Raw genomic sequence first — 11,947 nt, forward strand, 5'->3', positions numbered from 1 at the left:
CCGGCTCCGTGCCGGGCGCTCCACACAACAGGTGTGGTGGTTCGTTAACCCTAACCCGCACCATCCAGTGGTATGGACCGTCTTCTTCCGCACTCCTGGGAGGACGCTGACGGTGTGCGCGGTCAGCCGCCGACGTAGGTCTTGAGGTGCTGCGCGGTCAGCGTCGCGCCCTGCGACACGAGGTCGGCGGGCGTCCCCTCGAACACCACCGTGCCGCCGTCGTGGCCGGCACCCGGGCCGATGTCGATGATCCAGTCGGCGTGCGCCATGACCGCCTGATGGTGTTCGATCACGATGACCGAGTTGCCGGCCGCGACGAGGCGGTCCAGCATCCCGAGCATGTTGTCGACGTCGGCGAGGTGGAGGCCGGTGGTCGGCTCGTCGAGCACGTAGATCGCGCCCTTCTTGGCCATCGAGATCGCGAGCTTGAGTCGCTGGCGTTCCCCGCCCGACAGTGTGTTCAGCGCCTGACCGAGAGTGATGTAGCCCAGGCCGACATCCATCATCCGCGCGAGCGTCGTCTGCGCCGGACCCTTCGTGAAGAAGTCGGCCGCCTCCGACGCAGACATCGCGAGCACCTCGGCGATGTTCTTTCCGTCGAGGAGGTACTCCAGCACATCGTCGCTGAAGCCGGTGCCGCCGCACAGCTCGCAGTTCGTCTCGACGGTCTGGGTGAAGCCGAGCGTGGTGATGATGACGCCGAGTCCCTTGCAGGCGGGGCAGGCCCCCTCGGAGTTCGCGCTGAACAGCCCGGGCTTGACGCCGTTCGCCTTCGCGAAGGACGCACGGATCGTGTCGAGGAGCCCGGTGTAGGTGGCGGGGCTCGAACGGCGCGAGCCCTTGATCGGCGCCTGGTCGACGACCACGACGTCGTCGAACGCCGGCACATTGCCGTGGATGAGCGAGGACTTGCCCGAGCCCGCGACCCCGGTGACCACGGTCAGGATGCCGAGCGGGATGTCGACGTCGACGTTCTTGAGGTTGTGCTGCGTCGCGCCGCGGATCTCGAGCTTGCCGGTCGGCGTGCGCGTCGCGTCCTTGAGCTTCGCGCGGTGGTCGAGGTGGCGACCGGTGATCGTGCCGGAGGCGCGGAGGCCCGCGACATCCCCCGTGTACTGGATCTCGCCGCCGTGCCGACCGGCACCCGGCCCGAGATCGACGATGTGGTCGGCGATCTCGATGACCTCCGGCTTGTGCTCGACGACGAGCACGGTGTTGCCCTTGTCGCGCAGGAGCCCCAGGAGCGCGTTCATGCGCTGGATGTCGTGCGGGTGGAGACCTGCGGTCGGCTCGTCGAACACGTACGAGATGTCGGTGAGGGGGGAGCCGAGGTGGCGGATCATCTTCGTGCGCTGCGCCTCGCCGCCCGACAGCGTGCCGGACGAGCGGTCGAGGGAGAGGTAGCCGAGTCCGATGTCGACGAACGAGTCGATCGTGTGGCGGAGCGTGTGCAGGAGCGGCGCGACCGACGGGTCGTCGACCGTGCGCAGCCACGCCGCGAGGTCGGTGATCTGCATGGCCGCGGCATCCGCGATGTTGATCCCGTTGATCTTCGCCGAGCGGGCCCCCTCGTTGAGACGGGAGCCGCCGCAGTCGGGGCACGCCATGAACTTCACGGCCCGGTCGACGAACACGCGCACGTGCGGCTGCAGCGAGTCGCGGTCCTTCGTGAGGAACGACTTCGTGATCTTCGGCACCAGACCCTCGTAGGTCATGTTGATGTTCTGGATCTTGACCTTCGTGGGCTCCTTGTAGAGGAAGTCCTCGCGCTCCTGGTCGGTGTAGTCCTGGATCGGCTTGTCCGGGTCCAGCAGGCCCGACTCCGTGAAGCCGCGCACCATCCACCCGTCGACGGTGTAGCCGGGGATCGTGATCGCACCGTCCGCGAGCGACTTCGTCTTGTCGAAGAGCTCGTCGAGATCGACATCGCTCACTTCTCCCAGGCCCTCGCAGCGCGGGCACATGCCGCCCGTCACCTCGAACGAGCGGCGCTCCTTGACGGTCTTGCCGGCCTTCTCGAAGGTCACGGCTCCCGCGCCGCTGACCGACGGGATGTTGAAGGAGAACGCCTGGGGCGATCCGACGTGGGGCTGACCGAGCCGGCTGAACAGGATCCGCAGCATCGCGTGCGCGTCGGTGGCGGTGCCGACCGTCGAGCGGGAATTGCTGCCCATCCGCTCCTGATCGACGATGATCGCCGGGCTGATGTTCTCCAGGCCGTCGATCTCGGGGCGGCTGAGCTGCGACATGAACTGCTGCACGAACGTCGGATACGTCTCGTTGATGAGCCGCTGCGACTCGTTCGCGATCGTGCCGAAGACGAGCGACGACTTGCCCGACCCGCTGACCCCGGTGAAGACCGTCAGGCGACGCTTCGGGATGTCGACACTGACGTTCTTCAGGTTGTTCTCCCGGGCGCCGATGACCCGGATGACCTCGTGCGAGTCAGCGATGTGGTGGTCGGACATGTTCCCCCTCGGATCGGTGCGACCCTACAGTGTGCACCGCCTCGCGGACATCCTGCTTCCTGAATCCTGCTCGGTTCGGGGGTGCCTGCGGTGTCGAGGATGTAGGAGACACGCCGACTCGTGCGCCTGAGACTGTCCGGCTCCGCGGATTCTCCTACGGTTCTCGACGCGAGTCGTCAGGGAATGAGGCGGACGACGTCCCCGCCCGAAGGCACGGCCGTCGTCACGATGCGCGTGTCGAACGTGGCCAGCTTCGCGTCGTTGGATGCCGCGAGGTGGAGGAGGTACGAATCGGTCACCTGCGAGCTCGCCAGCAGGCGCTCGGTGTGCACCGACGCATCCAGCAGGCTCACGGCGTCGGGGAGGAACACGTGGTCGCGATGGGCGACCAGGCTCGACAGACTCGCGAGCACGACGGGGGCCGGCTGGGTGTTGGGGTAGTCGGGATCGCTGACGACGCGTACGACGCCGTTCTGCACGGTCGGGCTCGTGTGCCAGGGCGCGGCTGCGCGCGACGCGAACCAGCGGTGGGCGCGGTCGTGGTGCACGTGGTTCGGATCGATCAGCGCGATCACGACGTCGACGTCGAGGAGATGGCGCGTCACGGCGCGTCGTCCCGCAGCGCGACCACGTCGTCGAGCGTCGCGGCGGGGACGGGCGATGACGGCCCGGGCAGCAGCACGATCCCGTTGCGCGTGCCGCCGTGCCGCCGCCGCTCCGTGAGGGTGGCACGGGCGAGCTGCGAGATCGCCTCGCCGAGGGTGATCCCGCGGGAGTCGGCGAACTGCTTCGCCGCCGCGAGCACGTCGTCGTCGATCGACAAGGTGGTGCGCATGCATCGAGCATCACGCATCACGCATCAGCTGTCAACGAGACCGAGGTCGCAGGCGCGAATGGCTGTCGGGTGCACGACTCCGCACGGGCGGAGCATCCCGCGCGTCTAGAGGCGCCGACGCGCCGCACCGGCGCGGAACATGCGGAGGTGCGCAAGGGCGGCGGTCAGGCCGCGGCGTCCGCCACCGGCGGCATCGCGACGGCGAAGTTGTCGCGGAAGACTCCGTCGGGATCGACCGCCGCCTTGATCGCCCGCAGCCGCGCGAGGGTGGCGGGAGGGAACGCCTCGGCGATGCGCTCCGGCCGCAGCGAGCTGTCGAAGCTCAGGTACATGCCCTGAACGTGCGAGGCGATCGTCGACCAGGCCGCATCGAGCCGCGCCGGATCTCCGCCGAGAGCCACCACGGAGAAGTTCGCCGAGCGGTGGGCGTAGGCCGTCGCCTCCTCCGCCACGTCGGCGACGGCACCGCCGACCGCGCGCAGCTGGAAGAAGTAGCTGTCGCCGCCGGCGAGCATCCGCGTCGCCGCGGCGGCGAACTCGGGCGTGACGTGCTCGATCAGGCCCGACCGGGAGTGCGGCTCGCCGACTTCACGCTGCGGGCCCAGGTCGGCGTTCGCCATGATCCGCGGATACGTCGTGAAGGCGACCGACTGCTGCACGAGCGGTGCGAGCTCGGCCAGCGGCTGCAGCCGCGCGATGATCGTGTCGGGGTCGTCGGAATCGATCACGCCGTACACCTGCGCGATCTGCGGCTGCCCCCGACGGGGAGCGCCCATGAGCAGGAACAGCGTCGTGTCGCGCGGTGCCGCTTCGACGATGCGGCCGTACCCCTCGATGAACGCGGCCGGATCGTCGAGCTCGAAGGCGAGCTGCGCCCAGCCGACCTGCCCCACGTCGTCGACCTCGAACTCGAACGACGTCACGATGCCCACGTTCGCCCCGGCGCCGCGGACGGCCCAGAACAGCTCGGGGTTCTCCTCGGCATCCGCTCGGACGAGGGAGCCGTCGGCGAGCACGATCTCCGCCGCGCGGAGGTGATCGATCGTGAGGCCGTGCTCGCGAGCGAGGAAGCCGATGCCGCCCGCCGTCGCGAGGCCGCCGACGCCGACGCCGCCGTAGTCGCCCGACGACAGGGCCCAGCCCCGTTCGCCGAGCACATCGGCCACGTGCGTCCACCGCGCGCCGGGCCCGACGCGCACGAGGCGCCGCTCCTCGTCGAGCACGTCGATGCCGTCGAGCCGTCGCAGGTCGATCACGATGCCGCCGTCGTTCGTGCTGCGTCCGCTGATGCCGTGGCCGCCGCTGCGCACGGCGAGCGGGAGCTGCGGATGCCGGCGCGCGAACGCGATCGCGTCGGCCACCTGCTGCGGCGAATCGGGCTGGAGAACGATGCCGGGCGAGCCGCCGCGCATGTAGGTGGCGCGCACGTCCGCATAGCCGAAGTCGCCCGGCTCGATGGCCGCGAGACCGGCGGGGATGTCGTCGTAGGCGATGCCCGGGCGTCGAGCGGAGAGCGCCGCCGCGGAGCGGCCGGACGCTTCGGCGGTGCCGCGCTGCGCCCGCTCTCGGGCGACCAGCTCTCGCACTACCGGGGCCACGTCTTCACCGAACTCGCGGAGCCCGCGGGGATCGTCGCTCGCGAGGATGAACGTGCTGATGCCGTCGTCGATCGCGAGCCGGGCGAGCCGCTCGGCGAACTCCCGCGGGTCGGTCGCGAGCTGCCCGACGTTCAGCAGACGACGGATCTCGCGCGGATCGCGGCCGGACTCCTCGGCGGCCGCGTCGATGGCGGCGTTGCCGCGGTCGAGGTCGCCGGGCTTCATGTACGCCAGCGACGGCAGCCAGCCGTCGCCCTTGCGTCCGGTGAGGGCCAGCATGCGCGGCTTGTAGGCGCCGACGAGGATCGGGATGTCGTGGGCGGGCCGCGGACCGCGCTTCGCGCCGTGCACCCGGTGGTGCGTGCCATCGGTGAACACGCCGCGGCGCTCGCTCGTGTCCCACAGCTCGCGGATGACGTCGATCGCCTCTTCGAGAGCCGTGACGGACTCGCCGGGCGTCAGGCGGCCGCCCCCCATCGCCTCGATCGCGTCCCAGAATCCGCCGGCCCCGAGACCGAGGTCGAACCGGCCGCCCGAGAGCAGGTCGAGGCTGGCGGCGCTGCGCGCCACGACGGCCGGAGGGCGCAGCGGGATGTTGAGCACATTGGGCGCGATCCTGATGCGGTCGGTGCGCGCCGCGACGAAGCTCATGAGCGTCCACGTGTCGAGGAAGGACGGCTGATACGGGTGGTCCTGGAACGTCACGAGGTCGAGTCCGGATGCCTCGGCAACCTGCGACAGAGCGACGGGGACCGACGGATCGCCGGCGGCGGGGGTGAGGAAGGCTCCGAACTCGAGCCGGTGTCCGTAGTCCATGGACTGTCCTTTCAGCTCGCCGCCGCGAGGGCGGCCTGCGCATCATGCGTGCCGATGCGCGAAGGGGATGCGGGGCGGATGCCCGACAGGAGAACGTCGAGCAGCACGGCGCGGTCGGCCGAGTCGCCGAGGCGCACCGCGTGCTCGATGCCGCAGACGAGGCGCTGCAGCTGGGCGGGCGAGAGGTCGGCGCGCACGACTCCGTCGCGCTGCGCGCGCGTGAGGACGGTGGCGTAGCCGGCGAACACCTCGGCCCGCGCAGCCGTGCACTCGCTGTGCACGGCGGGGTCGGCGCGCGCGAGATCGGTGAGGACGGCCTCCAGGCCGGCGTCGTGCAGCTGGAGATCGAGCGCGACGCCGAGGAAGCGGCGAAGAGCGGCGAACGAGTCGGGCTCGTCCGCGGCGGCGGCCGCCGCGGCCGTGAGGCGTGTCAGCGAGTCGACGCTGAGCGCCTCGACGAGGGCGTGCACCGTCGGGAAGTGCCGGTAGACCGTGCCGATCCCGACCCCGGCGTCGCGGGCGACGTCGTTGAGACGCAGCGCCCGCGCGTCGTGCTCGCGGGCGACCGCCAGGATGCGCTCGCGACTGCGTACGGCATCGGCTCGAGGACTCATGACGTCGATGCTACCGCATAAACGGATGATCTATCCGTTTATGCGGTACCGGTACGGCGCTCCTGCACAGACGGGGTCAGGCGGCTCCGGCGCGCCAGCAGCCGGCGACGTGGTCGTCGACCATCCCGGAGGACTGCATGAGCGCGTACATCGTCGTGGAGCCGACGAAGCGGAAGCCCCGCTTTCGGAGCGCCTTGCTCATCGCGTCGGACTCCGCGGTCGTGGCGGGCACGTCGGCGAACGACGCCGGGCGCTGCTGCGCATCCGGAGCGAACGACCACAGGAAGGCATCCAGCTCCCCCGGCCGCATGTCGAGGACGAGCTGCGCGTTCGAGATCGTCGCCAGGATCTTGGCGCGATTGCGGATGATGCCCGCATCCTGCATCAGCCGCTCGACGTCGCCCTCGTCGAAGGCGGCCACCGCGGACGGGTCGAAGCCGTCGAACACCTCGCGGAACCGCGGACGCTTGCGGAGGATCGTGATCCACGACAGCCCCGCCTGGAACCCTTCGAGCGACATCTTCTCGAACAGCGCGCGATCGCCGTGCAGCGGACGGCCCCACTCCTCGTCGTGGTACCGCGCGTACTCGGCGTCGGCGCCCACCCACGCGCACCGCGCGATCCCGTCGTCCCCGATGCGGATGCTCATCGGCTCAGCGTACGACCGGGCGCCGACACCCTCGGCTCGACGGCCGCGCTCACTTCTTCTTGAGCGACTTCTCCGAGACGGGCGCGTCCGACGACGCCTTCAGTGCGGCGTAGTGCGCCCGCGCCTCGTCCTGGCGCGCCTTCTCGGCGCCCGAGGCGATCGGGGCGCGCACGTGCTCGGGCTCGAAGCCGTAGGCGTCGACGAGGTCTTGCGCATGGGGCCGCAGCCGCAGGGCGAGACGGTCGATGTAGCGCGAGACGGATGCCGCGCGCTGCGTCGACAGCCGACCGTTGATCATGTGCCACGCGAGGTGCTTCTCGATCATCGACAGACCGAACAGGTCGCGCAGCCACGTGAGCACCTGCTTCGTGCCGGCGTCCTGGACGCGGTTCACACCGTCGGTGAACGCCTCCCACTGCAGCAGCTCGCCGTGCGCCCGCGCCGCCTCGATGAGCTCGGCCTGGTGCGCGTTGAACAGCGCCGCGGCCTCGGCAGGGGACAGCTTGGCGGCCGGGCGCAGCGCGGCGGCGACATCCGAGATCATCTGCTGCACGCGACCGGCGAGCAGATCGTGCTGCTGGTCGGCCCGGAGCCCCAGCTCGACCGAGCGCGCGGTCGAGCCGAAGTCGGCGACCGTCTGGCCCAGCTGACGCAGGCCCGCGCCGTGGAAGAGCTTGCCGGCGGTCTGTCCGACCGCGAACTTGGCGAGGGAGGCGGCATCCGCGTTCTTGAACTGCGTGGCGTAGTCCGACAGGAGCCGCTTGCCGACGAGCTGGAGCAGCACATTGTTGTCGCCCTCGAACGTCGCATAGATGTCGAGGTCGGCGTGCAGGCTCGTGAAGCGGTTCTCGGCGAGGAAGCCGGAGCCGCCGCACGCCTCGCGGCACTCCTGGATCGTGTCCAGCGCCGCCCACGTCGACAGCGGCTTGAGGGCCGCCGCGAGCGTCTCGAGGTCTTCGCGCTCCCGCGGAGTGTCGTTCTTCCCGCTGAAGACGGTGTCGAACTTCTTCAGCAGCTCGTCGTTGGCGAAGAACTGCGCGTAGTTCTGGGCGAGGAGCGGCAGCAGGCGGCGCTGGTGCTTGCCGTAGTCCAGCAGCACGACCTCGTCCGATCCGGTGCCCGAGTCGAACTGGCGACGCTGACCCGCGTAGGTCAGGGCGATGTACAGCGCGAGGGCAGTGCCGGTGGTCGCCGCGCCGTCGAGCGACACGCGCCCCTGGACGAGCGCTCCGAGCATCGTGAAGAAGCGACGGCCGGGACTGTCGATCTCGCTCGAGTAGGTGCCGTCGGCGGCGACGTCGCCGTAGCGGTTCAGCAGGTTCTCGCGCGGGACGCGCACGTGATCGAAGTGCAGGCGACCGTTGTCGATGCCGTTCAGGCCGCCCTTGACACCGTCGTCCTCGCCGCCGACGCCGGGCAGGAACGCGCCCTCGTCGTCGCGCAGCGGCACGAAGAAGCAGTGCACGCCGTAGTTGACGCCGCCGGTGATGAGCTGCGCGAAGACCGTCGCCGCCTTGCCGTGCACGGCGGCGTTGCCGAGGTAGTCCTTCCACGCCCCGCGGAACGGCGTGTGGATGACGAACTCCTCCGTGTCGGGGTCGTACGTCGCCGTCGTTCCGATCGCTGCGACATCCGATCCGTGGCCGGTCTCGGTCATCGCGAACGCACCCGGGATGGTGAGGTCCATGATGCCCTCGAGCCAGGCGTCGTGGTGCGGCTTCGTGCCGAGCTGGTACACCGCCGAGCCGAAGAGTCCCCACTGCACGCCGGACTTGATCTGCAGGCTCGGATCGGCGAGCACCAGCTCCATGAAGCCCGCGAGGTTCGCTCCGTTGTCGTTCAGGCCGCCGTACTCCTCGGGGAATGCGCGACGCGACCCGCCGTGCTCGACGAGGAGGTGCAGCTGCGACATCACGCGCTCGCGGTGCTCGGCCATCGGCATGCCCTCGATGCGCCAGAAGGCCGGGTCCTTGATCATCTCGCGCGCTTCACGGCGGGTGTCGGCCCAGGTTCCGAGCAGGAGATCGGTCACGGCGGGCACATCGATGCGGGGCTCGTGGGCCTCTTCGGCCGTGTGCGGCGCGGTGGGCGCGCCACCTGCGGGCGTGCGCTTGCTGGTGGCGGGCTTCTTGGAGCGAACGGCGGCGTCGGCCATCGGAACACCTCTCGGCTGTGAGTCTCGGCGGGGGGAAGATCAGTTATCACGGTAGGTGTCCCACAACGCCGACCCAACTCGGTTGTGACTCCTCGACAACGGGCCGCACCCTCGTCGGTCGGCGGGATTGTGCGGTGTCGACAGGGCGCACAGCCCGCGTTCAGACCGGCGGAATGTCGGGGGCCTGTCGGAGGATGTCGGAGACGAAGGGAGCCGGGCGCATGGAACACGACGACGCGCCGCTCGATCTGTCCGACCGGATCGCGGATGTCGACGAGCGCTTCGCGGGTACGGAGCTCGATGCGTCGCGGTGGTGGCCGCACTACACGCCGCACTGGTCATCGCGCGCACGATCCGCGGCGCGGTTCTCGGTCGACGACGGTCTCGAGCTGCGCATCGACGAAGACACTCCCCCGTGGGCTCCCGAATGGGACGGCGACGTGCGGGTGTCCCATCTGCAGACCGGGCAAAGGTCGGGGCCGCTCGGCAGCGGGGCGGGTCAGCACCGCTTCCGGAGCGGACTCGTGGTGCGCGAGGAGCAGCCGGAGCATCGGCTCTGGCTGCCGCACTTCGGCGTCATCGAGGCGCGCTTGTGCGCCGTCCGGCATCCCGACGCCATGGTGGCCCTGTGGGCGATCGGGTTCGAAGACGCACCCGAGGACTGCGGCGAGATCTGCATCGCCGAGATCTTCGGCTCCGATCTCGACGACGAGGGCGGGTGGGTCGGGGTCGGGGTGAAGCCGCAGAACGATCCACGGCTCACGAGGGAGTTCGACAGAGTGCGCGTCGACGGCGATCTCACCCGGCCGCACGACTACGCGGTCGAATGGATGCCGGATCGCCTGCGCTTCTTCATCGACGGCCGGCGGGTGGCGACCGTCCGGCAGGCGATCGACTACCCCGTGCAGCTCATGCTCGACCTGTACGAGCTGCCCTCGGCCGATCGTCCGCGCGACACCGCCGCGCTGCCGCACCGCTTCCGCGTCGAGCGCGTGCGCAGCTTCCCGCCGGCTTAGGAGCCCAGGTCGAGCCCGTGTCCGAACCGGAACAGCGGATCCTCCGTGTCGAAGGGAACGTCGGGGCGGGATGCCTCGACCGCTGCCGTCGACCGCGGGATGTCGAAGGGCAGCCGCCCCCGCGCCGTCGCCGCGCCGGTCAGCACGTCGAGCAGTGCGGCGCCGGATGCTCCCCAGTTCGCCGTGACGGCGGCCGCGGCCTCCACCAGCGGGGCCAGGATCGCCGGGCGATCGAGGAAGACGTCGACGACGGTCGGGACCGCGGCGGCGATCCCGGTCACGTGCGCGACGACCTCGGGCGCGAACTCGAGCGATCCCGCGTGGAAGTGGTCTTCGAAGGGCGTCCCGCGCACCTCGTAGGGTGCGTGCAGGCGGATCACGGCGGCATCCGCGTCCTCCACCCGCTCGACGACCTCGCCGTAGGCGGCGGCCACCTCGCGATCGATCCCCTCGACGTACAACCGGATGCCGCGGCGCAGCGGCAGCATGGGCCCGGCATCGTCTGATCGGTTCGTGAGCACCGTGATCGACGCGCGCTGGGCGGCCTCGCCCGCCGCGCGGAACTGCTCGCTGCCGACGATGCGCGCCGCGGCGTCGACGTCGACGAACGGGTCGTCGAAGAGTCCGAGGCGGAACTTCTCGCGGAGGAGGCGGCGCACCGAGACGTCGAGACGGGCCTCGTCGAGCAGACCCTCGCGCACGAGCTCGACGATGAGATCGGGGCTGGACTCGCCGCCGAACTGATCGACGCCGGCGTCCAGTGCGGCGAGCGCCCGCTCCCGAGGTGTGAGGTGTTCGAGGCCCCAGGCGCGTGCGGGATACGGGTGGCCCATGATCGGCCGGTCGTTGAGCACTCCCCAGTCGGCGCACACGATGCCGTCGAAGCCGTAGTGCTCGCGCAGCAGACCGGTGATGACGCTCTTGTTGAACGCGAAGCCGACCTCGTCGTGCTCCGTGCCCACCGGCATCCCGTAGTAGGGCATGATCTGGCTCGTCCCGGCGGCGAACGCGGCCTCGAACGGGAGCAGATGCAGGTCGAACCGGCCGCCGGGGTAGACCTGTTCGCGGCCGTACGCGAAGTGCGGATCCTCCCCGTCCTTCTGGGGCCCGCCCCCGGGGAAGTGCTTCGTCATGGTCGCGACCGAGTCGGCGCCGAGCGCGTCGCCCTGGAACCCGCGGATGTAGGCCGCGCCGAGTTCGGACGTGAGGGCCGCGTCCTCTCCGAACGTCTGCAGCTGCCGCGCCCAGCGGGGCTCGGTCGCCAGGTCGACCTGCGGGTGCAGCGCCACCCGGATGCCGACGGCGGTGTACTCCTGGCGCGCGATGTCGGCGAAGCGCTGCACGAGGGCGGCGTCGCGGAGCGCGGCCAGCCCCAGCGTCTCCGGCCACTTCGAGAAGGGGCCGGCGAGGATCGCCGCGCCGGGGTTGTCGCTGAAGTGGTTGCGCGGGTCGGTGGAGATCGTGACCGGGATGCCGAGGCGCGTGCTGCGGGCGAGCGCCTGCAGGGCGTTCTGCCAGCGGGCGATGTCTGCGGCGGAGTCCTGAGCGCCGAACAGGTTGAAGTGCGTCATGCGCAGTCCCTCGACGGCGGCCGCGTTCGAGGGGAGGCCGAACGCGGCCTGCTCCTCGGCGAGAGTGCCGCCCGGACCGGCGGTGATCATCGCGTGGAAGAGCTGTCCCGCCTTGTCTTCGAGAGACATCTCGGCCAGCAGCAGCTCGAGTCGCTCGTCGGGCGTGCGGTTCGCGTCGAACCAGGGACGGTCAGCATCATCGCTCATGCTGGCCATCATAAACCT

9 protein-coding genes are annotated in these 11,947 nt (G+C 70.3%); 1 reads left to right on the forward strand and 8 read right to left on the reverse strand.

Translation table 11 applies throughout. The annotated features are described in order from the left end of the window. Positions 1-122: 122 nt before the first annotated feature. The 7 genes from B0B14_RS10915 to B0B14_RS10945 all read right to left on the reverse strand — a co-directional run bounded on the left by B0B14_RS10915 (position 123) and on the right by B0B14_RS10945 (position 9,135). Positions 123-2,468, reverse strand: coding sequence for an ATP-binding cassette domain-containing protein (locus B0B14_RS10915; RefSeq protein ID WP_076681644.1), 2,346 nt, complete (start codon positions 2,466-2,468; stop codon positions 123-125). Between the two features lie 176 nt (positions 2,469-2,644). Continuing rightward, positions 2,645-3,073: a TA system VapC family ribonuclease toxin gene (locus B0B14_RS10920; protein WP_076681647.1), complete on the reverse strand. Its 429-nt coding sequence runs from the start codon at positions 3,071-3,073 to the stop codon at positions 2,645-2,647. Beyond that, the gene (locus B0B14_RS10925; protein ID WP_143733706.1) at positions 3,070-3,303 is read right to left on the reverse strand and encodes a CopG family transcriptional regulator; all 234 of its coding nucleotides are present in this window, start codon (positions 3,301-3,303) and stop codon (positions 3,070-3,072) included. The genes B0B14_RS10920 and B0B14_RS10925 overlap by 4 nt, the downstream gene beginning before the upstream one ends. 164 nt (positions 3,304-3,467) lie before the next feature. Continuing rightward, entirely contained in the window at positions 3,468-5,717 is a 2,250-nt protein-coding gene (locus tag B0B14_RS10930; RefSeq protein WP_076681653.1) for an LLM class flavin-dependent oxidoreductase, read from the reverse strand. Positions 5,718-5,728: 11 nt separating this feature from the next. Further along, the gene (locus B0B14_RS10935) at positions 5,729-6,331 is read right to left on the reverse strand and encodes a TetR/AcrR family transcriptional regulator (RefSeq protein WP_076681657.1); all 603 of its coding nucleotides are present in this window, start codon (positions 6,329-6,331) and stop codon (positions 5,729-5,731) included. Positions 6,332-6,407: 76 nt separating this feature from the next. After that, complete coding sequence (locus B0B14_RS10940) at positions 6,408-6,980, reverse strand: DNA-3-methyladenine glycosylase I (RefSeq protein WP_076681661.1); 573 nt, start codon at positions 6,978-6,980, stop codon at positions 6,408-6,410. A 49-nt stretch (positions 6,981-7,029) separates the two neighbouring features. Further along, the gene (locus B0B14_RS10945) at positions 7,030-9,135 is read right to left on the reverse strand and encodes an acyl-CoA dehydrogenase family protein (protein ID WP_076681664.1); all 2,106 of its coding nucleotides are present in this window, start codon (positions 9,133-9,135) and stop codon (positions 7,030-7,032) included. Positions 9,136-9,356: 221 nt separating this feature from the next. Between B0B14_RS10945 and B0B14_RS10950 the strand changes: the two genes are divergently transcribed. Continuing rightward, on the forward strand, positions 9,357-10,151 hold the full coding sequence (locus B0B14_RS10950) for a glycoside hydrolase family 16 protein (RefSeq protein ID WP_179085311.1): 795 nt from the start codon (positions 9,357-9,359) through the stop codon (positions 10,149-10,151). Here the strand turns inward: B0B14_RS10950 and B0B14_RS10955 are convergent. Then, positions 10,148-11,929, reverse strand: a complete 1,782-nt coding sequence (locus B0B14_RS10955) for a glycoside hydrolase family 3 protein (RefSeq protein WP_256714364.1) — start codon at positions 11,927-11,929, stop codon at positions 10,148-10,150. The genes B0B14_RS10950 and B0B14_RS10955 overlap by 4 nt on opposite strands. Between the last annotated feature and the right edge of the window lie 18 nt (positions 11,930-11,947).

This window comes from Microbacterium sp. RU33B (assembly GCF_900155915.1).
GTDB lineage: Bacteria > Actinomycetota > Actinomycetes > Actinomycetales > Microbacteriaceae > Microbacterium.

Bases quoted from the DNA above. Each gene is read 5' to 3' on its own strand.
- B0B14_RS10915 (WP_076681644.1), bottom strand. From the start codon at position 2,468: ATGTCCGACCACCACATCGCTGACTCGCACGAGGTCATCCGGGTCATC.
- B0B14_RS10925 (WP_143733706.1), bottom strand. From the start codon at position 3,303: ATGCGCACCACCTTGTCGATCGACGACGACGTGCTCGCGGCGGCGAAG.
- B0B14_RS10930 (WP_076681653.1), bottom strand. From the start codon at position 5,717: ATGGACTACGGACACCGGCTCGAGTTCGGAGCCTTCCTCACCCCCGCC.
- B0B14_RS10935 (WP_076681657.1), bottom strand. From the start codon at position 6,331: ATGAGTCCTCGAGCCGATGCCGTACGCAGTCGCGAGCGCATCCTGGCG.
- B0B14_RS10940 (WP_076681661.1), bottom strand. From the start codon at position 6,980: ATGAGCATCCGCATCGGGGACGACGGGATCGCGCGGTGCGCGTGGGTG.
- B0B14_RS10945 (WP_076681664.1), bottom strand. From the start codon at position 9,135: ATGGCCGACGCCGCCGTTCGCTCCAAGAAGCCCGCCACCAGCAAGCGC.
- B0B14_RS10950 (WP_179085311.1), top strand. From the start codon at position 9,357: ATGGAACACGACGACGCGCCGCTCGATCTGTCCGACCGGATCGCGGAT.
- B0B14_RS10955 (WP_256714364.1), bottom strand. From the start codon at position 11,929: ATGAGCGATGATGCTGACCGTCCCTGGTTCGACGCGAACCGCACGCCC.